Genomic DNA, 26,347 nt, shown 5'->3' with positions numbered 1-26,347 from the left:
TTGTAAAAAAGCCGCCTCTTGTGGGCGGCTTTTTTGTGCGCGAAGGGTTAGTCGGCGAGGTGCAAAACTACGGCTCCGACCAACACCAACACAACGCCTAGCACCTGAACCGCTGACAACCGCTCCTTGAAAAACACAAACCCCAGCATCGCCGCAATCCCACCCGACAACGTACTGATCACCGTCACCACCGAAACCGACCCCGCCATCGCGCCCCACGAAAACGCCGAGAAACCACCGAGGTTCATCAAGCTTGCACCGGTCAACGTCGCGCAGTTTTTCAGCGGTGGAATTTTCAGGCCGTCCTTGATCTTCAGCACCATCACCACCAGCACGCAAAGACCCACCAGATAACCCAGCCACAACATGGTAATCGGCCCCAGCGCGGGCAGCGTGTAGCGACCTTGCAACCAGAAGCTGGTGCCGTACAGCGTTGCTGCAAGCATGGCGTAGGCGATCGACTGGCGTGGGTTGTTGTGGGGCACGCCGTTGTCCTTGTGAATGCTGGAGAGGATCACGCCGAAGACGCACAAGCCGATGCAGCCGAGTTGGATCAAGCTGATCTGTTCGCCGCTGGCCCAGGACAGTAGCGTGGTGACCACACCGTAAGAGGTCACCAGTGGCGCGACGATGGCGGCTTTGCCCAGGGCGAAGGCCTTGGACAGCGCGAGGGCGCCGGAGACGGTGAGCAGCGCGGCGGTGATGCCCAGGAGCCAGACGCTCAACGGGGCATTCAGGGATTTGAACAGGTAGGCCGGGAAGATGACCAGCAACAGGGTCATGATCAGGAAACCGAGGGCTTGGCCGAAGTACACGGCGCGTTTAACGCCGACGGCCCGGGCGTTGAGGCCCACGAGGAAATCCGTGCCGCCCCAGAGCAGGGCGGCCAGCAGGCCCATGATTACGTCCATGTACGGTCCTTGAAAGGTAGGCAACTCGCGAGGTTAGCGCATAACCAATGTGGGAGCGGGCTTGCTCCCACATTTGATGCTCGGCGCTCTCGGGGTCAGCTGAGGTTTTCCAGGGTCTGCGTGTCCCAGCTATGGGTCTTGATGGCCAGGTAGAGCATGCCGATGGTCAGCGGCACCTTGTCACCACGGCCTTTGGCCCGACGCTTGAGGAACACATCGAACACCGGCGGTTTGAAGTAACGATAAGCGTCGTAATCGCCCAGGTCGAGGGCAAATTCTTGCTCCATCGCTTCCATCAATTGCTTGGCCTCGGCGCCGTCGCAGCCGAGGTCGAGGTTGATCGAGGTTTCGAGGCGAAGGGTCTTATGCTTCGGCAGGCCGATTTCTTCGTGCAGCAATTGCAGGAGCTGCTGCATGACGGGGTCTCCGGGGAGGTTGGGGGCCAGGTTCATGGTGGGGGCACGCAGGAGTGGGTGGGTTGGTGCGGGCGACGTTACGCGTCGGTATTTGTTTCGTTTCCGCATAAAGCCGATGCCAGTGAAGAGGATGATATAGGCGATGGTACTGTTTATAGGCTCGTGGGCAGAAAAAGTCAGCCTGGGCATCGGTGCGAATATCAGTACTAGCCCACTGACTAGCAAGGTAAGCCCAAGGCCTAACCGATACTTGTAGTTTTTTATCAGCCAAAAGGTCAGCAATGGCAGAGTGACGATCAAGGCTAACTCTAAATAAAAGTTCACGCTGTTTCTGCCGGGACAGTTGAGAGGGCGCTAGTTTCGGTCATGCGAAGGAGAGTTATGTAGGGGGGGAACAGGTGTTTTAAGTAGTTTGGGAAGGGGACTACGTGGTGTTTGATGGTTTCTCACTGCGTTTTCCGGTATTTGCGATTTACCAGTGATTTTTTGGGCAGCAACCATCAAATGCGGGAGCCGGCTTGCCCGCGATGGGTGGCGGACTGTGTCCAGGTTGGTCAACCGGCAGAGATTCACCCGGCACGCCCGAAGGCGTCCCAAACACAGCCGCCATGAAGCGTGTGGGCACACGAGTGCCTACGACATCTGAAGGTGCGTATGTGAACTCTGTATCGGGTGACCAAACCTGATCGCTGATTTTGCAGCGAGGGGCGAACTATAGGTGGGTGTGGTGGTGCAATACAGGCAACAGGCCGTTTAGAGAGGTAAGCTGATACACCGCTCAAAAATCGCCTCAAGCCCCCGATAATCACACGCCACCGCGTCAATGTTCGCCGGTATCCATGCCGCGTGTTTCACCAGCCACCAGTTCACCGAAAAACCGGCATTCACGATTATCTGTTCGAATAAAATTCGCTGCGCCCGGCCGTTGCCTTCACGAAACGGGTGGATGACGTTGAGGTCGCCATAAGCCTCGGCAATCAGGCGCACCAGTTCAGCCTGGGGCGCGCCAACATACCAATTGGCCTGTTCCATATGCTGGATGATCTTTGCCGCTTCTGGCGGGATGCGCTCCGGGGTGCAGAACAGAGTGTCGCCTTTCTGGATGTTGACGCTACGTAACTCTCCGGCCCAGTCGTAGATGTCGCCGAACAGGGTACGGTGGATTTGTTGCAGGCGTTCGAGGTCGTAGGGTGGTGGATAGAGAGGGAGGCTGCCTACGGCGATTTCGGATAACTCTCGCTCGGCTTGGTGCAGGAGCATTTCGTCGCGCAAATCGAGGCGGTTGCGCAGGGCGCCGCTACCGGGGTAGCAGTACGGATCCTCGCCCACCCCGTATTTGTCGAGCATCAGTGTGGGGTTTTGCGGTACTTGGCAAGAACGGCTTCGCGGGTCGGCAGGGGTTTGTCGACATCGGCCGGTTGGGTGTCGAACCCCTCCAGGCGCAGGCTTGCCAAGTAATTGGAGCGGCGGATCTTGTGGTAGTGATCCTGTTTTTGCTCAAACGTCGGTTCGCTCATTGCAGCGTACTCCTGGTCGCAAGGCCTAATTGTAGCGCAATGCGTCAGCAGACAGGCGGGATAAAATGACTACCCGCCAGGCCGGCACATTCAATATCAGCACCGCTACAAGCGCGACGCTGCGTCCAGGTCCATCAACCCGCGTCCGTAGGCTTCGCTGTCGGCATAGATGCCCGTTCGATTGGCCGTACTGAGCAAACGTTCGCGAATCTGCTGCGCGGTCATCTCGGGAAAGCGGCTATGCAGTGCCGCCAATGCTCCGCTGACCAGTGCGGCGGCTGGCGAGGTGCCAGCGGCAGGGCCGTAGCTGCCGTCCTTCTGCGTGGTCAACAGGCCCGCCCCGCCATCGCCACCCGGAACAGCAATGCACCAGCGCGCGGCCAGCCCGCAGTAGTTGGACTTTAGGTTTATCGCGGTGCCGTCGCTCTTGAGGGCCGTGACCGCGATCCAGCCTTTCTCCAGCTCCGGCACCAAGGCAGGCAGGCCGGGTTCGGCGAGCGGTTCACGCTTGACCTCGTTACCGGTGGAAAACACAAAGACAGCCCCTTCGGCGACCAGTTGTTTCGCGGCCTCCAGCGAGTCGCCCATCAAACGCTCATAGATGGGCACTTGGTTGGTATTGGCTTCGATGGGGTTTGCCCATGAGTTGCTGAAAAAGCGGGCGCCTTGGGCGTGGGCTAAACGCCAGGCCTGGGCAATTTCGCTGTCGAAGTAGAACGGCTCCTTGTCATCGCCGAAACGCATAGGGATCAACTGAGCGTTGAAGGCCATCCCATGCATGCCTTGGTCGTTCTTGTTCGCGGCAAGAATGCCGGCCATTTGTGTGCCGTGCCCCTTGATGTCAACGACGCCGGGCTGTTGGCGTACAAAGTCGTAACCCATGCTGGCCAGGCGCCCTTGGAACTCCGGCAACGTGCTGTTGAGGCCTGAGTCGATCAATGCCACTTTCACGCCCTGGCCAGTACCACCGCGAGCGTAGAGGGTTGACGCCTTGACGGTGGGAAGGGCGTTTGAGGCGAAGTATTCAGGGGTTTCAAAGGCGCGTGCGGCCAAGTGCACAGGTGTTGGTTTGGGTGGTGCTGCACAGCCCATCAGCAGCAGGGGCAATGCGAGCAAGGTCGCACGTTGCAGCGAAAACATCAGCGTGTTGGGCATTCACGACTCCTTGTCGGGGCTTACGATCAAGCGTGTTACTGTCTGCGTTTTTGCGCAGGCTTGCTGGTTTTCTCTGTATCAGTTTGTAGCGTTTATTCCCGACGTTTTTCTGATCGCTGGACTATGTTTTTGACTCTGTCAGCGGTCAATGGAGTGACAGCCTATGCACAGCACCCTCCAACAGGTCTTTGGTTATCCACAGTTTCGTCTGGGTCAGGAAGCCGCGGTCAGCGCGGTGTTAGCCGGGCGTTCGGCCGCAGCCATTTTTCCCACCGGGTCGGGCAAGTCCCTTTGTTATCAGCTGTCGGCGGTATTGCTGCCGCACCTGACGCTGGTGGTGTCGCCGCTGTTGGCGTTGATGCAGGACCAACTGGGTTTCCTGCAGCGCCATGGCATTTCAGCCGGCAGTATCGATTCGGCGCAGAGCCGCGAGGACGCCAATGATGTGATGGCCCGTGCGCGTTCGGGCGAGCTGAAAATCCTGATGATTTCCGTGGAGCGCTTGAAGAACGAGCGCTTCCGTAATTTTTTGCAAAGCGTGCAGATTTCGCTGTTGGTGGTGGATGAAGCGCACTGTATTTCCGAGTGGGGTCACAACTTCCGTCCGGACTATTTGAAGCTGCCGGACTACCAGCTCCAGTTCAATATCCCACAAGCGCTGCTGCTGACGGCGACGGCCACGCCCAAGGTGATTGCCGACATGCAGGCGAAGTTCGCGATTGCGCCGGACGATGTCATCACCACAGGCTTCTACAGGCCCAACCTCAACTTGCTGGTGGAGCCGGTGAGCGGTCACGACAAACGTCGGCGCCTGGTCGAATGGATGAATGAACGCGCCAATCAGCCGAGCATCGTCTACGTCACGCTACAGAAAACCGCCGAGCAGATTGCCGAGCACCTGAACCGCAACGGCATTCAGGCCGAGGCTTATCACGCCGGTTTGCCCCACGATAAACGCGAGGGTATCCAGCAACGCTTTATGGGCGGGCGCTCCAATTGCATCGTTGCCACGATCGCGTTTGGCATGGGGATCGATAAAAGTGATATCCGCAATGTGGTGCACTTCGACTTGCCCAAATCCATCGAGAACTACAGCCAGGAGATCGGCCGCGCAGGACGTGATGGGCAGCCGTCCGACTGCTTGGTATTGGCCAACCGCGACAGCCTCAATGTGCTGGAAAATTTCGTGTACGGCGATACGCCGGAGGAACAGGGCATTCTTCGTGTCCTCACCGAGTTGCAGGCGGTGCGCAGTGATGGGCAGTGGGAATTCTTGCTGAAGTCGCTATCGGACCACAGCAACATCCGTGAGCTGCCGCTCAAGACGCTGTTGGTGCAGTTGGAACTCAAGGGCGTGATTGCGCCGCGTTATGCATTTTACGCCGAGTACCGCTTCAAATACCTGATTGAACCTGAGGCCTTACTGGCGCGTTTCTCCGGCGAGAGACAGCAGTTTGTCGCAGCGATTATCCAAGTGTGCAATCGCGCCAGGACCTGGGCGACTGTGGATTTCGACGCGCTTTACCAGCAACACAATGCCGAACGCAGTCGCGTGGTGAAAGCCTTGGATTACTTCCAGGAGCAGGGCTTGATTGAGCTGGAAAGCAAGCAGATGACGGAGGTCTACAGCCTGCTGAATACCGACTTTGATCCACAGACGTTGAGCGAGCAGTTATACACAGGCTTCAAGCAGCACGAGGTGACGGAGGTGGCTCGGATACACGCCATGCTTGACCTGTTTGCCACCGAGCATTGCCTGGGCCAGCTTCTGGCCAAGTACTTTGGCGATGAAAACGCGCCGCTGCGTTGTGGGCATTGCTCGGTATGCCACGGCCACGTTGCGCATTTACCGCCTGCGCCGAGTTTGCCGCCGCTTGTGGATAAAAACTTCATGGGACTGTGCGGTGATTTTATCCACAGGCATCATGAGCACACCGGGAGTTTGCCTGGCGCGGAGCGACTGACGCGGTTCCTCGGTGGTATCAGTGTGCCGTTGTTTACCAAGTTGAAAGCGCGGGGTATTGCGGGTTTCGCTGCGCTGGAAGCCTACCCCTACGCCGAAGTGCGTGAGTGGGCCGAATCCCATTTGAATGATCTGTAAGCCCACTTTCACGAGACTTGCCTATGCCTGACTCAATGCCTTTGCGCGCCGACTACCGTCACTTCCAGCCGATCATTACGCGTTGGCACGACAACGATGTGTACGGCCATGTGAATAACGTTACCTACTACAGCTTTTTCGACACGGCGGTGAATACCTACCTGATTGAAGAGGGCGGGTTGGATATTCATGACGGTGAAGTGGTGGGATTTGTGGTGAGTTCGGCGTGTGATTATTTCGCCTCGGTCGCGTTTCCCGACCGCCTGGAAATCGGCCTGCGGGTCGGCAAGTTGGGTAACAGCTCGGTGCAGTATGAGTTGGCGGTGTTCAAGGCGGGCGAAGAGGACGCCTGCGCGGCGGGGCGCTTTGTGCATGTGTTTGTGGATCGGGCCACGAACCAGCCGATGACGATTCCGGGGAGGTTGCGCGAGGCGTTGCAGCGGTTGGTGGTGTGACTCGCCATTTTGATCAGCGACGATCACCTGTGGGAGGTGGCTTGCCAGCGATAGTGATGGGTCAGGTTCAAATGTGTTTCCTGACAGTACGCCATCGCGGGCAAGCCCGGCTCCCATAGGGATTTGCCTTGTGCTTTAGACCGATGGCTTACCGATGATTGCGGTGGTGATGCTTGTTCTTGCGATGCCCGTACGCATGGCCGCGGCCACGATGATCATCACGGTCATAACGACGGTTATCCCGCCCACGATAACGGCGGTCGTCGTCATCGCTCTTGTTGCCCATATAGTTGCCCAGCGCACCGCCCGCGCCACCGCCGGCGGCTGCGCCGATCAGGCTGCCGGTGTTGCCGCCCATGCTGCGGCCTACCACGTTGCCGCCTGCCGCGCCCAGGGCACCGCCAATAGCGGCTTCGCCACGGCTGCGCTTGTCGGCGCCGACCGCACTACCGCCCGCACCGCCCAAGGCTGCGCCGATGGCCGAACCGGTGTTACCGCCCATCTGCTGGCCGACAACGGAACCTAAAACCCCGCCCAATGCGCCGCCCACACCGGCTTCGGTGGTGCCACCGGCCATGGCTGCGCCACTGACCAGGCCAAGGGACAACAAGAGAATCGAGGAGAACTTCATAGACAGACCTCAAGAGGATGACGGCGCGATCCTGAGGTTGTATCGAGTCGCTGACAATCGAAAACCGACCGGTGGTACAGGTTGTATACAATTTGCTAACTTGCTGTTTTGTATAGGGAACTTAAGTCATTTTTACGAGTCTTTAGCTACTTGGGAAAGGCCGTTTTTATGCAAAAGCGGCCTTTTTTTGTGCCTGGGATTTGTCATTTCGGCGAGCGGTGTTTGTGGCGAGCGGGATTGTTGTGGCGATGCGACAAGCCCGCGCGCTACAAAAAAACGTCAGGCCGAACGCGCCATGATCAAACCGGTCGCGCTCGCCGCTTCCAAACGAATCGCCACAAACTTAGACGTCGGCGTATGGCTGCCATCTCCGGTGCTTTCCAGCGGCACCAACGGGTTCACTTCCGGGTAATACGCTGCCGCCTGCCCCGCCGGAATATCAAACGCCAGCAGGGTGAAGCCCTTCACACGCCGCTCACGGCCGTCTTCCCACAGCGAAACGATGTCAGCCTTTTGCCCCGGCTTGAAGCCCAAGCGGATGATGTCGGCTTCGTTGACGAACAGCACGTCACGCTGGCCTTTTACACCACGGTAGCGGTCGTCCAGGCCGTAAATGGTGGTGTTGTACTGATCGTGGGAGCGCATCGATTGCATGATCAGGTCCGGCACCCGGCCTGTGGCGTGGGTGCGTTCGTGGATCAGGTCTTTGGGCAGCACGTTCGGGCGGAAGTTGGCACGACCCGAAGGCGTGTTCCAACGACGTGCACCGGCGGAGTTACCCAGGTAAAAACCGCCCGGGTGTTTGAGGCGTTCGTTAAAGTCCTTGAAGCCTGGGATGGTGTCGGCGATCAGGTCACGGATACGGCTGTAGTCAGCCACCAGCCAGTTCCAGTCCACCGGTTTGCTGCCCAGGGTCGCGGCGGCAATACCGGCGAGGATGGCAGGCTCGGATTTCATCAGCTTCGACAGCGGCTGCAACTGGCCATTGGAATCGTGAACCATGCTGAACGAGTCTTCCACTGTCACCGCTTGCGGGCCTTCGGCCTGTATGTCGATGTCGGTGCGGCCCAGACATGGCAGGATCAGCGCGTCTTTGCCGTGCATCAGGTGGCTGCGGTTGAGCTTGGTGCTGATCTGCACAGTCAGGTCGCAGTTGCGCAGCGCTTCGAACGTGCGCGGGCTGTCGGGTGTAGCTTGGGCGAAGTTGCCACCCAGGCCGATAAACACCTTGGAGCGGCCTTCGAGCATCGCGTGGATTGCTTCAACCACGTTGTGACCATTGTGGCGCGGCACTTGGAACTGGAAGCGCCGTTCCAGGGCATCGAGAAACGCCACTGGTGGGCGCTCGTTGATGCCCATGGTGCGATCGCCCTGCACGTTACTGTGGCCACGCACCGGGCACAGGCCGGCACCTGGGCGGCCGATGTTGCCGCGCAGCAGCATCAGGTTGGCGATTTCCTGGATGGTCGGCACCGAGTGGCGGTGCTGGGTGATGCCCATTGCCCAGCACATGATCACGTTCTTGCCTTTGGCGTACATGCGCGCCGCTTGCTCGATCTCGACCAGGGTCAGGCCGGACTGCTCGACGATTTCATCCCACGAGGTGTCGTCGATCTGGCCTAGGTACTCGAGCACGTTAGTGGTGTGCTCGTTGAGGAAGTCGTGGTCGAACACCGCTTCTTTGCCTTCGGCCTGTGCCTGGCGCTCCCACAGCAGCAGGAACTTGGCCATGCCACGCACGATGGCCATGTCGCCACCCAACGCCGGACGAAAGTAGGCAGTGTTGGTCGGCTTATCGCCGTTGGTGAGCATTTCCAGCGGGTGTTGCGGATGCTGGAAGCGCTCCAGGCCACGTTCTTTCAGCGGGTTGATGCACACCACTTGGGCGCCGCGTTTAACCGCTTCACGCAGTGGTTCGAGCATGCGCGGGTGGTTGGTGCCGGGGTTCTGGCCCCAGACAAAAATCGCATCGGCATGTTCGAAGTCATCAAAGGTCACGGTGCCTTTGCCCACGCCCACGCTTTGCGCCAGGGCCACGCCGCTGGCTTCGTGGCACATGTTCGAGCAGTCCGGGAAATTGTTGGTGCCGTAGGCGCGCACAAACAGCTGATACAGGTACGCCGCTTCGTTGCTGGCCCGGCCCGAGGTGTAGAACTCCGCCATGTCCGGGCTTGGCAGGGCGTTGAGGTGCTTGCCGACCAGGTCGAACGCCGCTTCCCAACTGATAGCCTTGTAGCGATCAGTTTCGGCGTCGTAGCGCATCGGTTCGGTCAGGCGGCCTTGGTATTCCAGCCAATAGTCGCTTTGCTCCAGCAGCGCGGTGACGCTGTGCTTGGCAAAAAATGCAGCATCCACCCGGCGCTTGGTGGCCTCCCAGTTAACAGCCTTGGCGCCGTTTTCACAGAACTTGACCATGCCGCTTTCCGGCGAGTCGCCCCATGCGCAGCCCGGGCAGTCGAAGCCGCCGTTCTGGTTGGTCTTGAGCATCATGCGCAGGTTTTTCATCGCGTTGTCGCTGGTCAGCCAGGCCTGCGCCACGCTGATCAGCGCGCCCCAGCCGCCGGCCGGGCCTTTGTAGGGCTTGTAGCGCGGGGTCGGGGTTTGGTCGGCTTGGTGATGCATGCTCATGGCTGGTACTCCATCGCGGGGCTGTAGACCCGCGGCGCACTTTTCTGCGGCAGGTGGATGAGGTTGAGGTTGTGCCGGCGCGCCCATTGCAGGGCCAGGCCGGTGGGTGACGACAGGCTGACCAGGGTCTGGATGCCCGCGCGCAAAACTTTCTGAATCAATTCGAGGCTGCAGCGACTGGTGACAATCGCCAGGCCGCCGTCGGTCGGAATCTTTTGGCGGATCAACGCGCCGATTAATTTATCCAGGGCGTTATGCCGGCCGATGTCTTCACGGCCCATCAGCAATTCACCTTGGTCATTCATAAATACTGCTGCGTGGACCGCGCCGCTGTACTGGCCCAGGGGCTGGAACGCGCTGATGCGCTGGCGCAGCCCGGCGAGCCATTCGGCGGGTGGCAAGGGCGCGCCAGGTAACACTTGAAGGTCGGGCAGAGCCTGTTCCACGGCTTCGACGCCACACAAACCACAACCGCTTGTACCTGCCAATTGGCGGCGCTGCTGCTTGAGGTTCCAGAAGGCGCGACTGGAAATCTGCACTTGGGCGTACTGGGCAGAACCTGAACCGCTGAGTTTCAGATCATAGATATCGCTAACGTCGGCGATAATGCCGCTACCTATGCTGAAACCGACGATGAAGTCTTCCAGGTCCGTGGGTGTTACCAGCATCACCGCCTGGCTGATATCGTTATAGGCAATCGCTAACGCCACTTCTTCCGCCAACGCAGTGCTGGCGACGTCGGTGTGTTCGAGGTTGCAAAACTGGTAACTCTGGCTGGCGGCGGGCGCGGGCGTTTCAGCGGCGGGCGCCGCGCAGACTGGGCGCTTGGCGTTCATGGGGCAGTACCACCGGCGGATTGATCAGCGTTCAGACTAGGCGCGACAAAGCGTCGCGTCTAATTGCCAGTACTGATCTACCGATAGATGCCGTCGATCAAGACTCTTCCTGCGATTTTTGAAACAGCGCAAAACAGGCTTCCGCCAACGCCGAACGGGGTGCGGTGCGGCGCATGATCAGCCCTAGACGCGCCAGCGTGTGAGCATCTTCAATGGGTTGCAGGCGTAAATGCTCGGTGAGGGCGTCGAGGCCACCGTCCAATGGCATTACGGCGCAACACAGGCCGCCGTGTACGGCTTGTAACAATTGATGCACCGCATCAGTTTGTAGCAAAGGCTGCGGGTTGAGCCCACGGCTGTGGAAATTGTGGTCGATGGACTGACGAAAGTGCATGCCGCTGGTGAGCATACCCAGCGGCAGTTCGATCAGCGCTTCCCAGCTCAAGGGCTTGTCGCCGAAGCTGAAAAAACGCTGGTCGTAGAGCAGGCCCATGCGGGTCTCGCCCAGCGCCAACGAGTCGAAGCGCTCGTTGTCCAGGCGCTCCAGGTAAGACACTCCGAGATCCAGGCGATTGCTCGCCAGCTGTTCGAGGATTTGCTCGGAGCTTAATGCCGAGAGTTCAAAGCGCAAGCTCGGGTGCTCTTTATGCAACTGCTGCATCAGCGCCAAAGGATCGAAGCTCGACAGCGGCACCACGCCCAGGCGCAGCGTGCCGACCAAATTGCCGCGACAGGCCGCCGCTTCAGCCTGCAAGCCGTCATAGGCCGCCAGTACGGTGCGCGCCCACGCCAACACGCGTTCGCCCGGCGCGGTGAAGCCTTCGAAGCGCTGGCCACGATTGACCAACGGCAAGTCCAGCTCTTCTTCCAGGTTGCGCAGGCGCATCGACAAGGTCGGCTGGGTGATATGACAACGCGCAGCCGCCTGGCCGAAGTGACGGGTCTCGTCGAGGGCGATGAGGAATTTCAGCTGTTTGATGTCCATCTTCGCTCCGGGCTTATTCCAATGGCGGGGGATTCTAGCGCGTTTGGGTCTTTGGTCGGCCTGGAACCCAAGTCGGTAGGACTGGTCTAGTCTTGGGCATCTGGAACTTAAACCCCAAGGAGAGCGCACCATGAGTATTTTTAGCTTTGTTAAGGAAGCTGGCGAGAAGCTTATTGACCTGTTGACGCCGGGTAATGCGAACGCAAGTGATGAGTTGAAGAAGCACATCAGCGATGTCGGGCTTGGAAACCCGAATGTCACCGCAACCGTTGATGGCGACAAAGTCACCGTCAAGGGCGAAGTTGCCACCCAGGAGGAGAAAGAGAAAATCATCCTGGCCGCAGGCAATATTGCCGGTGTTGGCAGTGTAGATGACCAGATCACCGTGACCGGCCCGGCCGTGGCTGCTGCGCGTTTCGTGGTAGTGAAAAAGGGCGACACCCTCAGCGCGATTTCCCTGGCGGTGTACGGCAATGCCAACCTGTACAACAAGATCTTTGAGGCCAACAAGCCGTTGCTTAAAGACGTGAACAAAATCTACCCAGGGCAAACACTGCGTATTCCTGAGTAACACGCGGAACAAAAAATGTGGGAGCGGGCTTGCCGGCGATAGCATCACCTCGGTGCAATTGATAAGCCGAGGTGCCTGCATCGCGGGCAAACCCCGCTCCCACATTGGGTTAGAGTCCGGCAATGAGATCCCGGTAGTCATCAACTGCCGCAAATTCCGCCGTGTCCTTTGGCCCCTTCTTACTGTCCGGCTCTTTCACCGCCAACAAATGCCCCACGCCAAAATCCCGAGCACTGCGCAAGATCGGCAAGGTGTCATCGATAAACAGGCTGCGGGCCGGGTCGAAGTGGATGTCGGCTTGCAGGGCTGCCCAGAATTGCGGGTCTTCCTTGGGGAAACCGTAGTCATGGGAGCTGATCAACCGCTCGAAATACGGCGCCAGTTCAATGCGTTCCAATTTCAATGACAGCGAATCACGATGAGCGTTGGTAATCAGAATCACGCGCTTGCCAGCCTGTTTGATCGCCGCCAGAAAGGTGTCCGCATCCGGGCGCAGGGCAATCAGGTGGGCAGTTTCCAACTTAAGCTCGCGCACCGGAATATTCAGCTCCGTGCTCCAGAAATCCAGGCAATACCATTGCAACTGTCCGGCATTACGCTCGAACAGCGGCTGCAATTCCATCTCCGCCATGGCGCGGCTCACCCCGTGAAGCTCGGCGTAGCGCTGGGGCAGGTGCTCCATCCAGAAGTGGTTGTCGAAATGCAGGTCGAGCAAGGTGCCATCCATGTCCAGCAAGACGGTGTCGATGGCGTGCCAGTTCAAAGCGGGCATGGGGCGTTCTCATGTAAGTAAAGATATCCGACACAGACAATCGGAAAAGCCACGGTATAGTAACCCGATCACGTCAAGGAGCCGCTTATGCGCCAGAAACCCACCGTCCTCGCCCGCGAAATAGTCGCCAGTAGCCGTTTGTTTCGCGTGGAGGAAGTGCAATTGCGCTTTTCCAATGGCGTTGAACGGACCTACGAGCGCCTGGTAGGCCGCGGTGCCGGCTACGGCGCGGTGATGATCGTGGCGATGATTGATGAGGACCACGCATTGTTGGTTGAAGAGTATTGCGGCGGCACCGACGAATATGAGTTGTCGTTGCCCAAGGGGCTGATCGAGCCCGGCGAAGACGTGCTGGCGGCCGCCGACCGTGAACTCAAGGAAGAAGCCGGCTATGGCGCGCGCCAGTTGGAACACATTACCGAGCTGTCGCTGTCGCCGGGCTACATGAGCCAGAAGATCCAGGTGGTGCTGGCCACCGACCTGTACGAAGAGCGCCTGGAGGGTGATGAGCCTGAGCCAATGCGTGTGGAGCGGGTCAACCTGCGTGAATTGTCGCAACTGGCGCAACACGAGCAATTCAGCGAAGGCCGTGCCCTGGCTGCACTGTATCTGGTACGAGACCTGCTGACCCAGCGTGGAGCGTTTAGCGCATGAGCGAACTGTTTTTAGGTCACCCGTTTATCGCCCCTGTGATTGAGTTGGCGCGTCAGGCGGGTGAAGTGATCCTGCCGTATTGGCGCGCCGATGTGGTGGTCACCTCCAAGGCTGATGATTCGCCGGTGACGGCGGCGGACCTGGCCGCTCACCACTTGATTCTGGCGGGCCTCACCGCCCTCGATCCGAGCATTCCGGTGCTGTCCGAAGAGGACGCGGATATCGACCAGAGTGTACGCGCAGGCTGGCAGCGCTGGTGGTTGGTGGACCCGTTGGATGGCACCAAAGAATTTATCGCCGGCAGCGAAGAGTTTACCGTCAACATCGCCCTGATCGAGCAAGGCCGCGTGGTGTTCGGTGTGGTGTCGATGCCGACCAGTGGCCGCTGCTACTTCGGTGGCGCGGGCCTGGGGGCCTGGCGCTCCGATGTGAGCGAAGCACCCAAGCAGATTCAAGTACGTCAGACCCCGGCAGCGGGCGAGGCCTTTACCGTGGTGGCCAGTCGTCGTCATACCAGCCCGGAACAAGAACGCTTGCTCGACGGTTTGAGCGAAGGTTTGGGGGAGTTGAAGCTGGCTAACATCGGCAGTTCGCTCAAATTCTGCCTGTTGGCCGAGGGCAGTGCTGATTGCTACCCAAGATTGGCGCCGACTTCGCAGTGGGACACGGCTGCGGCCCAGGGCGTGTTGGAAGGCGCGGGTGGTGAGGTGCTGGAGTTGAGTGGTAAACCGTTCAGCTATCCGGCGCGGGAATCGTTGCTGAACCCGTTCTTTTTGGCGTTGCCGGCGAAGGCCGCGTGGCGCGAGCGCCTGCTGACCCTGGCTCGTTCTTAAGGCCTCAAAAAATCAAAATCTGGGAGGGAGCAAGCCCCCTCTCACATTTGCTTTGTGTTGTGGGGCCTAGCGGTGCAGGACGTACTGGCCGGTGAAGGCCACCGCCCGCTCCTCACTGCCCTCATTCACAATCCACGTCTCCAGCGTCAATCGCGCCCGGCCGTAACGCTTGTACGTCGCCACAAAGCGCTTCCACACCTTCTCCTCTGGCGCCTGGCACACCACTGTGGCATCCAGCGTCACCGGCAGCGGATAACTGATCTGCCCTTCTTGAATCACGATATGCCCGTCTTCAATACCTGCTTCACGCAATTGCAGGTGCAGCCAACCCCAGCCCGCTAGCACTGCGCCGCAATAGAGGCTGCCGCCAAACATCGTGCTCTTGTGATTGATATTGGCTTGCAAGGGTAGGTGCAACTGCAGTTGGCCGTGTTGCCAGTCGAGCACCTTGAGGCCCATTTCCCGCGTGAGGGGGATGTCGTGGTGAAGGATGGATTCGAGGTAACGGCTGTCGCGGCTCATGGTGGCCTCTTGGGGGATGGGCGGGATCATTCGTCGTCGGCGCTATGGCTGGCGCTGTCGGCGAAGTTCAGGCCGTGCTTGCGCAGTTTGTCGTGCAGAGTTTTGCGCGGTATGCCCAAGGCCTCGGCGAGGCTGCGCACGGAGCTGTGTGGGCGGGTCAGTTCGGCGGCGATCAGGCTTTTTTCGAACTGCTCGACCTGCTCACTCAAACCTCCTGGGGTGGAAGTCAGCACTCCGGCGGCGGGGTTGTCCGCCGTGGCATCCAAGGCCAGCTCCAATCCAAGGGCAAAGCGTTCGGCGGCATTTTGCAATTCGCGCACATTGCCCGGCCAACTGTGGCGCAACAGCAGCGCCCGCTGGCCCGGCTGCAGCTCGTGCAATGGCAGGCCGTGGCGGCTGCTGGCTTCGTCGGCAAAATGTTGGAACAACATCAGCGCATCTTCACCGCGCTCGCGCAACGGCGGAATGCGCAGTGGCGCGACATTGAGACGGTAATACAAGTCGGCACGAAAACGCCCCTGGTCGGCTGACTGACGCAGGTCTTCCTTGGTAGCGGCGATGATGCGGATATCCAGCGGGATTAGCTGATTGCCGCCCAGGCGCTCGACCACGCGCTCCTGCAGCAGGCGCAGCAGCTTGACCTGCACATCCAGGCTCATGCTCTCAATTTCATCGAGAAACAACGTGCCGCCATTGGCGAATTCGAACTTGCCGATACGGCGTTTTTGCGCGCCGGTAAACGCGCCCGGCTCATGGCCGAACAGCTCGCTTTCGACCACCGATTCGGCCAGGGCACCGGCGTTGATCGCCACAAACGGCCCGCTGCGCCGGTTCGACAGGTCGTGCAGCGCACGCGCCACCACTTCTTTGCCGGCACCGGTTTCGCCGAGGATCAGCACGTCGGCACGGGTGGCGGCCAGGGCGCCGATCTGTTCGCGCAGCCGCAGCATTTGTGGCGAGTGCCCAACCAAGCGGGTGCTGAGTTGCTGGCGGTCACTGAGGGCCAGACGCAGGCTACGGTTGTCCAGCACCAGCCGGCGCAGGGCCAGGGCGCGGCGCACGCTGTCGAGCAGGGCGTCGCTGGCGAACGGTTTTTCCAGGAAGTCATAGGCCCCGGCACGCATGGCTTGCACCGCCAGCGGCACATCGCCGTGGCCGGTGATCAGCAGCACCGGCAATTCCGGGTCCAGGCCGTGCAGTTCGGTGAGCAGCTCCAGACCGTCCATGCCGGGCATGCGGATGTCACTGACCACCACGCCCGGCCAGTCCCGCGACAAACGCGCGGTGAGGCCGGTGGCTTCGCCCAGGGTCAGGACGTTCAGCCCGGCCAGGTCCAGGGTCTGGCACAGGGCCTGACGCAAGTGTGGATCGTCGTCGATCAACACCACCTGAATCTGGTTATCGATACTCATACACTGCGGTCCTCGGACGGTTGCAGACTGACGCCCGGCGAGCCGGCACGCAATTTCAAGGTTAACAGCGCGCCGCCTTCCTTGTGGTTGGCAAACAGCAATTCGCCGCCAAAGGCACGCATCAACGTGTCACAGATCGCCAGCCCCAGCCCGAGGCCTTGGGTGCGCGTCTTGGTGGTGTAGAACGGTTCGCTTGCGCGGCCCAGCGCTTCCATACAAAAACCCGGGCCATTATCGCGAATGTACAGATTGACGCCCTGTTCGGTGGTTTCGGCACTCAGCCAGAGTTTGCGCGGTGGGCCTTTTTCAGTGAGGGCGTCGAGGGCGTTGGCCAGCAGGTTGCCGAGCACCTGGCGTAAGCGTGTTTCGCCGGCTTGCACCCACAGAGTGGCTTCCGGCAAGTCGCGGATCAGCTCGACTTCCATCGACCGTCGCCGCTTGGCCAGCAATGCCATCGCATCGTCCAGGGCCGGTTGCAGGGCGACGCTTTCCGGGGCGTGACGGTCGCGCCGAGCGAACGCGCGCAAGTGCGCGATGATTGAGGCCATGCGGCCGGTCAACTCACTGATCAGCTTGAGATTGCCGCGCGCGTCGTTGGTGCGTGCGTGGTCGAGCAGAATCTCGGCGTTCTCTGCGTAGCTGCGAATCGCCGCGAGAGGCTGATTGAGTTCGTGGCTGATACTCGCCGACATGGTGCCCAGCGCTGACAGCTTGCCGGCCTGCACTAGGTCATCCTGGGCACGCACCAATTCCTGTTGGGCATGTTCGCGCTCCAGCACTTCCTGTTTCAGGCGCCGGTTGAGGCCTTCCAGGTCACTGGTACGCTCGACCACGCGCGCTTCCAGCTCTCGGCGTGTCTTGGCTTCGAAGGCGATGCGTTCCAGGTAATGCCGACGGCGTTGCATCATCAACCCGAGCAGCAACATTAGCACCAGCAATGCGGCGCCACCCACGGCCACCACGGTGCGCACCGGGCGGTTGATCAGCGAGCGCGGGGCGAGGATTTCTACGTTCCAGCCGGTTTCGGCGATGGCCGTGGACTGGCGCAGCCACGCCGTGGAACTGAGGGCCAGCGGCTGTGGGTCGCGCGTAGGGTAGGGCTGGATGGCGATGATTGCCTGGTGTTCTTCGGCGGTCAGCGGCCGCGTGGCGCGAAACCGCCATTGAGGGCGCGAGGTGAGGATCACTACGCCGTTGTGGTCGGTGACCAGCAGTTGTTCCGGCGTGTTACCCCATAGGCTTTCGGTGTGGTCCAGGTCGACCTTGACCACCAGCACACCGATGACGGTGTCGCCATCGCGCACGGCGGCGGCGAAGAAGTATCCGCGCTTGGCCGACGTGGTGCCCAAGCCGAAAAACCGTCCCAGGCGCCCGGCCATGGCTTCGCTGAAGTAGGGGCGGAATGAGAAGTTGCGGCCGACAAAGCTGTCCTGCTTATCCCAGTTGGAGGCGGCGAGGGTCTTGCCGGTGGTGTCCATCAGGTACATCACTTCCACCCCGGCCTGGGCGGCGACGTCCTTGAGCAGCAGGTTGGCGTTGGCCAGGTTTGTGCTGACGTGGGGCGCATCCAGCGCGGTACGCAGGGCCGGCAAGTCACCGAGGATCTGCGGCAACACCTCATAGCGGTGCAATGTGCCGAGCAGGTTGGCGACGTACAGGTCGAGGGTCTGACGGTTTTGCCCGGCCAGCTCGCTGCGGTAATAGCGCTCGGCCAAGTGCTCCAGCGGCCACAGCAGCGGTGCCAGGCACAACGCCAGCAGGGCGAGGCTGCGCCAGCGGGGTCTTCGCGGAAGGGGTGGAGTCATGGGAGATGCGCCTGTGGGGACAGGCGCATTATGCCTGATTAGGCGATCAGGTCCTTGGGCTCGGTGTTGCCCAGGCGTTCACCTTGATAGCTGCCGTCCTGGACCCTGCGACACCAATCGAGGTTATCGAGATACCACTGCACGGTTTTGCGCAGGCCGGTGTCGAAGGTTTCTGCCGGGACCCAGCCGAGTTCGCGCTCGATCTTGCTGGCATCAATTGCATAGCGCTGGTCGTGGCCCGGGCGGTCCTTGACGAAGGTGATCAGGTCGGTGAATTTTTCAACGCCAGCGGGGCGTTGTGGCGCCAGTTCTTCCAGCAGGCCACAAATGCCGCGCACCACGTCGATGTTCTTCTGCTCGTTGTGACCGCCGATGTTATAGGTCTCGCCGACCACGCCTTCGGTCACGACGTTTAACAGCGCGCGGGCGTGATCCTCGACGAACAGCCAGTCACGCACCTGCAACCCATCCCCGTAGACCGGCAGTGGTTTGCCTGCGAGGGCGTTGAGGATCACCAGCGGGATCAACTTCTCAGGGAAGTGGAACGGCCCGTAGTTGTTCGAGCAGTTAGTCAGCAGCACCGGCAGGCCATACGTACGCTGCCAGGCGCGAACCAAGTGGTCGGAGGCCGCCTTGCTGGCGGAGTAAGGCGAGCTGGGCGCGTAAGGCGTGGTTTCAGTGAACAGGTCGTCCACGCCGTGCAAGTCGCCGTAGACCTCATCGGTGGAGATGTGGTGGAAGCGGAATGCGCTTTTGGCCGGCTCTTCAAGCGTCTGCCAATAAGCGCGCGTGGCTTCCAGCAGGCTGTAGGTGCCGACGATATTGGTCTGGATAAAATCCGACGGGCCGTCAATGGAGCGGTCGACATGCGACTCGGCGGCCAGGTGCATGATCGCCTGGGGCTCAAAGCGCGCCAGTATGGCGCTGACCTTGGCTTGGTCGATGATATCGGCCTGGACGAACTCATAGCGGCTGTTGGACGCGATGCTGGTCAGCGATTCCAGGTTGCCTGCGTAGGTGAGTTTGTCCAGGTTGAGCACTTCGTGCTCGGTGTGTTGAATCAGGTGGCGGATCAGGGCAGAGCCGATAAACCCGGCACCACCGGTGATGAGAATGCGCATGTCGAGGGGCCTTTCCTAAGACGGACACTGGGCGGATGAAGCATAGCTTGAGTTGTGAAGTGGGCCGGTGCAAGCGCGGGATGCGTGAGGGGTTGATTAAAGCCCCTGAACAATGGCGATATAGGCGCCTGATAAAACCGAGGTCGTCACAATGTTGCTCGCCACGTTGATCCATCGTGCCAGTTTGCCATGCCCACAAGTAAGCGCTGATGAAGCTGCGCATTTGCTCGAGCAGCATTACGGCCTCACAGGCACCTTGCGGTCGCTGGGCAGCCAACAGGACCTCAACTACCGCATTGACAGCGCCCGTGGCCGATTTGTTTTGAAGATCTGTCGAGGTGACTATGCGGCCATTGAGCTGCAAGCCCAGCATGCCGCTCTGAATAGCCTGCAAACCCAAGTAAGGGTGCCCAAGGTGATCCGCGCGCTGAACGGTGAGGAATTGCTGACCGTGGCCGTCAACGGGCAAACCGTGCACGTGCGGGTGCTGGACTACATTGACGGTCAGCCCCTGACCCACCTGGCTCATCTGGGCCGCGACGTGATCGCAGGCTTTGGTCTGCTGTGCGGGCAGGTCAGCCACGCACTCGCATGTTTCGAGCACCCGGGCCTTGACCGCACGCTGCAATGGGACCCGCGCCACGCTTACGAACTGATCACGCACCTGCTGGCTACCCTGCAAAACGTGCCCCATCGTGATGCCATCGAACGTGCGGCCGAGCAGCTGGACGCGCGCGTTCGGCCTTTGGCCGAGCACCTGCCGTGGCAGGCGGTGCACATGGACATCACCGATGACAATGTGGTCTGGCAGCGTGATGCCCAGCGGCATTGGCAGGTCCAGGGCGTGATTGATTTCGGCGATCTGGTGCACACCTGGCGCATTGCCGACCTGTCGGTAACCTGCGCAGCCTTGTTGCACCATGCTGACGGCGACCCCTTTGCCATTCTGCCGGCGATCCAGGCCTTTCATGCGGTGACGCCGCTGAAACGCGAAGAACTGCAAGCGCTGTGGCCTTTGATTCTCGCCCGCGCGGCAGTGCTGGTGCTGAGCAGTGAGCAACAGCAACGTCTGGACCCGGATAACACCTACTTATTGAAAAACGCCGAGCATGAGTGGGAAATCTTCCATGTGGCGACCTCGGTACCGGTTGAATTGATGGACGCGGCGATTTTGCGTTGTGTCGGTGAGACCGTGTCGCCAATAGCCGACGAGGATTTCGCGCCTTTATTGCCAGGCCTGGTGGGGCGTGAGTTTGCGCTGATCGACCTGGGCGTACTCAGCCCGCATTTCGAGGCTGGCAATTGGGAGCGGCCAGGCATAGACCGTCGATTACTGGACGAAGCGGCGGCGGTGCATGGGTTGGCGGCCAGCCGGTATGGTCAATATCGGCTGTCACGTACCTGTGCCGACAGTGCTGTCGAACCCGACACTTTCCCCCTTCATGTGGAATTGCACCTGCCTCATGGCACCGAGTTGGAAGCGCCTTTTGGCGGCACATTGCGCCATGGCGCTGACGGTTTGCTATGCGTGCATGACGCCCAGCTGAGTCTACGTTTATGGGGTGTAACCACCGCGTTGAAGCCTGGCGCGGTGCTGGTAAAGGGGCAAGTTCTGGGCGAGGTTCATGCGCCACTCACCGTGCAGTTATGCCGCGCCCAGGTTGAGCCGCCGCTGTTCTGCACGCCGACCCGGGCGCAGGCGTGGCAGGCCATCTGCCCGTCGCCAGCTGTGCTGCTCGGATTGGCCTGTGATGCGCAGCCCGAACTGGACCCCGAGGCGTTACTGGCGCGCCGTGATGCCAGCTTCGCCCGCTCGCAGAAGCACTATTACGTCGACCCGCCGCGCATCGAGCGCGGCTGGCGCAACCACCTGATCGACATGCAGGGCCGTTCCTATCTGGACATGCTCAACAACGTTGCCGTGCTGGGCCACGGCCACCCGCGCATGGCGGCGGTGGCGGCGCGGCAATGGTCGCTGCTCAACACTAATTCGCGCTTTCACTACGCCGCGATTGCCGAGTTTTCCGAACGTTTGCTGGCATTGGCACCGGACGGCATGGATCGGGTATTCCTGGTCAACAGCGGCACCGAGGCCAATGACCTGGCGATTCGCCTGGCCTGGGCCTACAGCGGCGGGCGCGACATGCTCAGCGTGCTGGAGGCTTACCACGGCTGGTCGGTGGCGGCGGATGCCGTCTCAACGTCAATTGCGGACAACCCGCAAGCACTGAGCAGCCGCCCGGACTGGGTGCACCCGGTGACGGCGCCGAATACCTATCGCGGCGAGTTCCGCGGGCAGGACAGTGCGCCGGACTACGTGCGAAGTGTGGAACACAACTTGGCGAAAATCGCCGCGAGTAAGCGCCAGTTGGCGGGTTTCATTTGTGAGCCGGTGTACGGCAACGCCGGTGGTATCTCCCTGCCACCGGGCTATTTGCAGCAGGTCTACGGGTTGGTGCGCGCTCAAGGCGGCGTGTGCATCGCCGATGAAGTGCAGGTGGGTTACGGCCGCATGGGGCATTTCTTCTGGGGCTTTGAAGAGCAGGGCGTGGTGCCGGACATCATCACCATGGCCAAGGGTATGGGCAACGGCCAGCCGTTGGGTGCGGTGATCACCCGGAGGGAAATCGCCGAGGCGTTGGAGGCCGAAGGGTATTTCTTCTCGTCGTCGGGCGGTAGCCCGGTCAGCTGTCGCATCGGTATGGCCGTGCTGGATGTGATGGCGGAAGAAAAGCTGTGGGAAAACGCCCAGGTGATGGGCGGGCATTTCAAGGCGCGCCTGGAACAGTTGATTGACCGTCATCCGTTGGTGGGTGCTGTTCATGGTTCCGGTTTCTATCTGGGGTTGGAGTTGGTTCGCGACCGCCACACATTGGAACCCGCCACAGAAGAGACCGCTCTGCTGTGTGATCGCTTGCGTGAGCTGGGGATTTTTATGCAGCCGACCGGCGACTACCTCAACATCCTGAAGATCAAGCCACCGATGGTTACCTCCAAACGCAGCGTGGACTTTTTTGTCGACATGCTGTCGAAGGTGCTGGATGAGCAACTTTAAATTATCGATTGTTATCGGCTACTAACCATGATGTTTGCAGCCTATGATCTTTTATCACTTTTAAAGCCGATTTTTATCCGTTATAAAGTCGGCCTTCACCCCATTCGGAGTCCTGAACGCCATGACCACCCTGCACAGCGTACCTCGCGCCGATGGCTTCTACATGCCCGCCGAATGGGCGTCACAGACTCAGACCTGGATGATCTGGCCTGAGCGCCCGGACAACTGGCGCTTGGGCGGCAAGCCGGCGCAAGCGGCCCACGTGGCAGTAGCCAAGGCCATTGCGCGTTTTGAGCCGGTGACAGTCGCTGTGTCCGCCGGGCAATACGAAAACGCCCGCGCGCGTTTAGACGTGCCCAACATCCGCGTGGTGGAAATGTCCAGCGATGACGCTTGGGTGCGCGACACCGGCCCAACCTTCGTGATCAACAACAGCGGCGAAGTGCGTGGCGTGAACTGGGATTTCAACGCCTGGGGCGGCTTTGACGGCGGCCTGTACGCGCCGTGGAACCGTGACTCGCAGGTGGGTGGCAAGATACTCGAGATCGAGCGCGCGTCGCGTTACCGCACCGAAGGCTTCGTGCTGGAAGGCGGTTCGATCCACGTCGACGGCGAAGGCACGCTGATCACCACCGAAGAATGCCTGTTGAACCGTAATCGCAACCCGCACCTTGATCGTGCGGCCATCGAAGCGGTGCTCAGCGACAACTTGGCTGTGGATAAGATTATCTGGCTGCCAAACGGCCTGTTCAACGACGAAACCGACGGCCATGTGGATAACTTTTGCTGCTACGTGCGCCCAGGTGAAGTGTTACTGGCCTGGACCGATGACCCGCAAGATCCGAACTACGCGCGCTGCCACGCCGCCATGCACGTGCTGCAAAGCAGCACCGACGCCCAGGGCCGCGCGTTCACCGTGCATAAAATGCCAATCCCGGGGCCGCTTTACGCCACCGAAGAAGAGTGCGCCGGTGTCGACGCGGTGGACGGCAGCCAGGAGCGCAACCCAAGCGTGCGGTTGGCCGGCTCCTACGTGAACTTCTTGATCGTCAACGGCGGCATCATCGCGCCGAGCTTCGACGACCCGATGGACAGCCAGGCCAGGCAAATCCTGCAGAACCTGTTCCCGCAGCACGAAGTGGTGATGGTGCCGGGGCGCGAACTGTTACTGGGGGGCGGCAATATCCACTGCTTGACCCAACAACAGCCGGCGCCGCACAAAAACTGAGTGCAGTTGTAACAGCGTTTCAGCGTTAGCCCGGCGCCACCATTTTTCAGCACTCATAGCAAGCCCGCGGCCCAGTACGGTCGGGGGCTTTTTTGTGTCTAAATGCCTATAAATAAGGGAGATTGGCATAGCTCTTGTATCTGTATTGCCACAGTACCCCAAGGCGATGACTGCACAGTTCTGTCACAAACCTTGAGTAAGTTAGCCGCTCACGCAGTAGGAGAGAGCGCTGAAATGAATGCCGATATCAACCTGGTCTACACGCGCCCGTTTCACCCCACGCGGGTCAACGGTGATGCGATTCATGCGCTGGCGCTTTGGTTGAGGGCAAACGGCTCGCGACAGGTGAGGCAACCGCCTGACTGGCGCAGGGTGATGAGTGAACGCTATCCGGTGGGGTTGTTCAGTGAGGATGAAGTGCGGGCGTTGTGTGAGTTACTGAAAAACTGAAAAAGTACCAGGATTAAATATGGGAGCTGGCTTACCGGTGATGGCATCACTGCATAGGTATCTACCCAACGAGGCCACTCTTCACAACAAGCTTGCTCCCACATTAGAGCGTGATCGACTTTAGAAACTGTAGGTGCCTGTGACCACCAAACTACGTGGCTCGCCTGGCTGGATCTGTGCCGCACTCGTCGCTGATTCGTAGTAGTTTTTGTCGGCGATATTGTTCAGCGCTGCGCGCACGTCCCATTCCTTCTGACGGAACCCAGCCAACGCGTCCCACCGGCCATAGCCTGGCAGCACCACGGTGTTGAGGCTGTCGGCATAACGGTCGCCCACCAGCGTCAAACCGGTCTCCGCGTACCAGCCCATCTGTGGTTTCCAGGTGATAAACAGGCTGCCATTGCGCTTGGCCACATCGCTGACGCGTTTGCCTTCAAAGCCGTTATTGTCCTTCTCGACCTTGGCATCCTGCAGGCCGATGCCACCGCGCACATACCAATTGCCGACTATTTTGCCAGTGGCAGTCAGCTCCACGCCGCGTGAGCGTTGCAGGCCGCTAAGCAGGGTAATGGTGCGGTCCAGCGGGTCACTGGTGCGACGGTTATAAAGTTCAAGCTCGTACACGGCAAGGGTGGTGCTCAGGCGGTCGTCGAGCCAGTCGCTCTTCACACCGATTTCCTTTTGCTTGGTCAGCTCGGGGCTCAGGTCGTTAACGCTGCCGGCGGCATTCGGCGTGATGCCGATCAGGCCGCCGCCCGCTGGGGAGAAGGTCTTGCTCCACGAGGCATATAACGAGTGATTCTCCAGCGGCGTCCACACCAGGCCCACGCGCGGGCTGGTGCTGCGGCTATCGACGTCTTGCTGGGTGTTGAGCACCTTGCTGGTGGTGTCCACTTCAAAGTGGTCGTAACGCAGGCCGGCCAACAGTTGCCATTGATCGTTGAAGCGCAGTTGGTCCTGCACGTACACCGCGCGGCTTTCGACTTCGGTGTGGTTGTAACTTGAAAGACTCATGCGCCCCGTGTGGCTCAGGTGGCGGTTGGGCGAGTTGAGGTCCAGGCTAGGCACGGCCTGGCCGCCACGGTTGACGGCGGTGGCGCTGTAGAGCTTCGGGTCGCGACGCTGGCTGCCCAGCTCTATGCCGGTAAGCAGGCGGTGTTCCAGGCCGAACGTGTCAAAGCCACCTTCCAGCTCCAGGTTGTTGAACACGTTGCGGGTGGTCAGGTCCTGCTGCCAGCGCTGGCGCGTGACCTGGTTGGTTTTGGCGTCGTAGCCGGTCTGGTAGGTATTGTCGAAATCGCTGTCGAGCTTGAACACACCGAGGGTGTGGCGCAGTTGCCAGTTGGCGTTGAGTTCATAGGCGAGCTTGGAGCGCAGGGACTGGGACTTGTCATCGATGTAGTCGCGACTGTCGAAGTAGGTGCTGCTGCGGCGCACGTCCGCCGGGCGCCCGTTGACTCCAGGAATGCCACGGTCCGGTGTGCGGTTGTAGCGGCTGTATTCGTATTGCACCAACCAATTCAGGTCGGGCGTCAGTTGCCAGCTCATTGACGGTGCAAACAGCTGGCGGTTGCCGCTGACGCCATCACGGAAGCTGTTGTTGTCCTGGTTACCCATGTTCAGGCGCAGGCTGATGGTGTCGGTGGGGTCGGTGCTGAGGTCGGCATACAGGCTGCGCAAATCGTTGCTGCCGCCTTGGGCTTCGATACTGGATTTTTGTCCCGCCGTGGGCAATTTGCTTACGCGGTTGACGATCCCGCCCTGGCCGCCTCGCCCGTACAGCACGGCGGCCGGGCCTTTGAGCACTTCGATGCGCTCGATGTTGTGCAAGTCGCGCACGTACTGGCTGTCGTCGCGAATGCCGTCCAGGTAGAAGTCATTGCTCGCGTCAAAACCACGAATGCGCAGGCTGTCGAAGCGCGTGTCGGCACCGCTGCTGACGTTGGGAATCCCGCTCAGTGCCTGGCCCAGATCGTTGGTGCCGTAGGCGCGCAGGTTTTCGGTTTTGACCGAATCGATGGCCTGGGGCACATAACGCACCGACGTGTTGGTACGAGTGGCGGTGTTGGTCTCTTTGACGCGTGGGTCGTCTTCGTCAGCTTCGGTGCTGATTGAGGTTTCCGGCAAGATCGTGGCGGCACAGGCAAAACCGGCAGACAGCAGAACAGAAAGCCCAAGGGTGATAGGCGTCAGGCGGGAGGCAGGCATGGAGGAATGTATCCAAAAAGTTCGGGAGGAAAAATTTCGCGTGAATGTTAATGCTTTGCATTTGCGCGCGTTATCTATTCC

The 26,347-nt window shown here is 60.1% G+C and carries 23 protein-coding genes; 8 read left to right on the top strand and 15 right to left on the bottom strand.

Annotation, left to right across the window (positions count from 1 at the left end; genetic code table 11):
* Window positions 1–47: 47 nt before the first annotated feature.
* The 5 genes from FW764_RS09985 to FW764_RS09965 all read right to left on the bottom strand — a co-directional run bounded on the left by FW764_RS09985 (window position 48) and on the right by FW764_RS09965 (window position 3,999).
* The gene (locus tag FW764_RS09985; RefSeq protein WP_446433780.1) at window positions 48–911 is read right to left on the bottom strand and encodes an EamA family transporter; all 864 of its coding nucleotides are present in this window, start codon (window positions 909–911) and stop codon (window positions 48–50) included.
* Between the two features lie 95 nt (window positions 912–1,006).
* Entirely contained in the window at window positions 1,007–1,363 is a 357-nt protein-coding gene (locus FW764_RS09980; RefSeq protein WP_446433779.1) for a DUF1493 family protein, read from the bottom strand.
* Between the two features lie 717 nt (window positions 1,364–2,080).
* The gene (locus FW764_RS09975) at window positions 2,081–2,674 is read right to left on the bottom strand and encodes a putative adenosine monophosphate-protein transferase Fic (protein ID WP_446433778.1); all 594 of its coding nucleotides are present in this window, start codon (window positions 2,672–2,674) and stop codon (window positions 2,081–2,083) included.
* Window positions 2,674–2,844 (bottom strand): YhfG family protein, encoded by a 171-nt coding sequence (locus tag FW764_RS09970; RefSeq protein WP_096236773.1) that lies wholly within the window; start codon window positions 2,842–2,844, stop codon window positions 2,674–2,676. The genes FW764_RS09975 and FW764_RS09970 overlap by 1 nt, the downstream gene beginning before the upstream one ends.
* A 105-nt stretch (window positions 2,845–2,949) precedes the next feature.
* Window positions 2,950–3,999, bottom strand: a complete 1,050-nt coding sequence (locus FW764_RS09965) for a S8 family peptidase (RefSeq protein WP_446433777.1) — start codon at window positions 3,997–3,999, stop codon at window positions 2,950–2,952.
* Window positions 4,000–4,162: 163 nt separating this feature from the next.
* Between FW764_RS09965 and FW764_RS09960 the strand changes: the two genes are divergently transcribed.
* The gene (locus FW764_RS09960; RefSeq protein WP_446433776.1) at window positions 4,163–6,100 is read left to right on the top strand and encodes a RecQ family ATP-dependent DNA helicase; all 1,938 of its coding nucleotides are present in this window, start codon (window positions 4,163–4,165) and stop codon (window positions 6,098–6,100) included.
* A 23-nt stretch (window positions 6,101–6,123) separates the two neighbouring features.
* Complete coding sequence (locus tag FW764_RS09955; RefSeq protein ID WP_446433775.1) at window positions 6,124–6,555, top strand: acyl-CoA thioesterase; 432 nt, start codon at window positions 6,124–6,126, stop codon at window positions 6,553–6,555.
* Window positions 6,556–6,703: 148 nt separating this feature from the next.
* Here FW764_RS09955 and FW764_RS09950 read toward each other — a convergent pair whose 3' ends face one another.
* The 4 genes from FW764_RS09950 to FW764_RS09935 all read right to left on the bottom strand — a co-directional run bounded on the left by FW764_RS09950 (window position 6,704) and on the right by FW764_RS09935 (window position 11,635).
* Complete coding sequence (locus FW764_RS09950; protein WP_446433774.1) at window positions 6,704–7,186, bottom strand: glycine zipper domain-containing protein; 483 nt, start codon at window positions 7,184–7,186, stop codon at window positions 6,704–6,706.
* A 279-nt stretch (window positions 7,187–7,465) separates the two neighbouring features.
* A complete protein-coding gene (locus tag FW764_RS09945; protein ID WP_446433773.1) occupies window positions 7,466–9,814 on the bottom strand; it encodes an FdhF/YdeP family oxidoreductase in 2,349 nt (782 codons plus the stop codon).
* A complete protein-coding gene (gene fdhD, locus FW764_RS09940; protein ID WP_446433772.1) occupies window positions 9,811–10,650 on the bottom strand; it encodes a formate dehydrogenase accessory sulfurtransferase FdhD in 840 nt (279 codons plus the stop codon). The genes FW764_RS09945 and fdhD overlap by 4 nt, the downstream gene beginning before the upstream one ends.
* A 97-nt stretch (window positions 10,651–10,747) precedes the next feature.
* A complete protein-coding gene (locus tag FW764_RS09935) occupies window positions 10,748–11,635 on the bottom strand; it encodes a LysR family transcriptional regulator (RefSeq protein ID WP_446433771.1) in 888 nt (295 codons plus the stop codon).
* Between the two features lie 130 nt (window positions 11,636–11,765).
* Between FW764_RS09935 and lysM the strand changes: the two genes are divergently transcribed.
* Window positions 11,766–12,206 carry a peptidoglycan-binding protein LysM gene (gene lysM, locus FW764_RS09930; RefSeq protein ID WP_446433770.1) on the top strand — a complete coding sequence of 147 codons (441 nt, stop codon included), beginning with the start codon at window positions 11,766–11,768 and terminating at the stop codon, window positions 12,204–12,206.
* Between the two features lie 109 nt (window positions 12,207–12,315).
* On the opposite strand, the gene yrfG is transcribed toward lysM, so the two are convergent.
* A complete protein-coding gene (gene yrfG / locus FW764_RS09925; protein ID WP_446433769.1) occupies window positions 12,316–12,978 on the bottom strand; it encodes a GMP/IMP nucleotidase in 663 nt (220 codons plus the stop codon).
* 87 nt (window positions 12,979–13,065) lie between these two features.
* Here yrfG and nudE point away from each other — a divergent pair, with 87 nt between their 5' ends.
* Together nudE and cysQ are read left to right on the top strand one after the other, a co-directional pair.
* Window positions 13,066–13,632 carry an ADP compounds hydrolase NudE gene (gene nudE, locus FW764_RS09920; RefSeq protein WP_446433768.1) on the top strand — a complete coding sequence of 189 codons (567 nt, stop codon included), beginning with the start codon at window positions 13,066–13,068 and terminating at the stop codon, window positions 13,630–13,632.
* The gene (gene cysQ / locus FW764_RS09915; protein ID WP_446433767.1) at window positions 13,629–14,465 is read left to right on the top strand and encodes a 3'(2'),5'-bisphosphate nucleotidase CysQ; all 837 of its coding nucleotides are present in this window, start codon (window positions 13,629–13,631) and stop codon (window positions 14,463–14,465) included. The genes nudE and cysQ overlap by 4 nt, the downstream gene beginning before the upstream one ends.
* Window positions 14,466–14,531: 66 nt before the next feature.
* Here the strand turns inward: cysQ and FW764_RS09910 are convergent, their stop codons facing one another.
* The 4 genes from FW764_RS09910 to rfbB are packed head-to-tail and all read right to left on the bottom strand — an operon-like array spanning window position 14,532 to window position 19,325.
* Window positions 14,532–14,987, bottom strand: a complete 456-nt coding sequence (locus FW764_RS09910; RefSeq protein ID WP_446433766.1) for a YiiD C-terminal domain-containing protein — start codon at window positions 14,985–14,987, stop codon at window positions 14,532–14,534.
* A gap of 26 nt (window positions 14,988–15,013) precedes the next feature.
* Complete coding sequence (locus FW764_RS09905) at window positions 15,014–16,399, bottom strand: sigma-54-dependent transcriptional regulator (protein ID WP_446433765.1); 1,386 nt, start codon at window positions 16,397–16,399, stop codon at window positions 15,014–15,016.
* Window positions 16,396–18,204, bottom strand: a complete 1,809-nt coding sequence (locus tag FW764_RS09900) for a sensor histidine kinase (protein WP_446433764.1) — start codon at window positions 18,202–18,204, stop codon at window positions 16,396–16,398. The genes FW764_RS09905 and FW764_RS09900 overlap by 4 nt, the downstream gene beginning before the upstream one ends.
* 38 nt (window positions 18,205–18,242) lie before the next feature.
* Window positions 18,243–19,325 (bottom strand): dTDP-glucose 4,6-dehydratase, encoded by a 1,083-nt coding sequence (gene rfbB / locus FW764_RS09895; RefSeq protein ID WP_446433763.1) that lies wholly within the window; start codon window positions 19,323–19,325, stop codon window positions 18,243–18,245.
* 151 nt (window positions 19,326–19,476) lie between these two features.
* Between rfbB and FW764_RS09890 the strand changes: the two genes are divergently transcribed.
* The 3 genes from FW764_RS09890 to FW764_RS09880 all read left to right on the top strand — a co-directional run bounded on the left by FW764_RS09890 (window position 19,477) and on the right by FW764_RS09880 (window position 24,058).
* Window positions 19,477–22,380: an aminotransferase gene (locus FW764_RS09890; protein WP_446433762.1), complete on the top strand. Its 2,904-nt coding sequence runs from the start codon at window positions 19,477–19,479 to the stop codon at window positions 22,378–22,380.
* A 121-nt stretch (window positions 22,381–22,501) separates the two neighbouring features.
* Entirely contained in the window at window positions 22,502–23,608 is a 1,107-nt protein-coding gene (gene aguA / locus FW764_RS09885; RefSeq protein WP_446433761.1) for an agmatine deiminase, read from the top strand.
* Window positions 23,609–23,842: 234 nt separating this feature from the next.
* Window positions 23,843–24,058, top strand: a complete 216-nt coding sequence (locus FW764_RS09880) for a hypothetical protein (RefSeq protein ID WP_446433760.1) — start codon at window positions 23,843–23,845, stop codon at window positions 24,056–24,058.
* Between the two features lie 120 nt (window positions 24,059–24,178).
* Here FW764_RS09880 and FW764_RS09875 read toward each other — a convergent pair whose 3' ends face one another.
* Window positions 24,179–26,266: a TonB-dependent receptor gene (locus FW764_RS09875; RefSeq protein ID WP_446433759.1), complete on the bottom strand. Its 2,088-nt coding sequence runs from the start codon at window positions 26,264–26,266 to the stop codon at window positions 24,179–24,181.
* Between the last annotated feature and the right edge of the window lie 81 nt (window positions 26,267–26,347).

It is taken from the genome of Pseudomonas sp. 1152_12 (assembly GCF_052850675.1).
The sequence above is the reverse complement of the archived record's forward strand: the minus strand, read 5'-3'. Positions and strand labels throughout refer to the sequence as shown.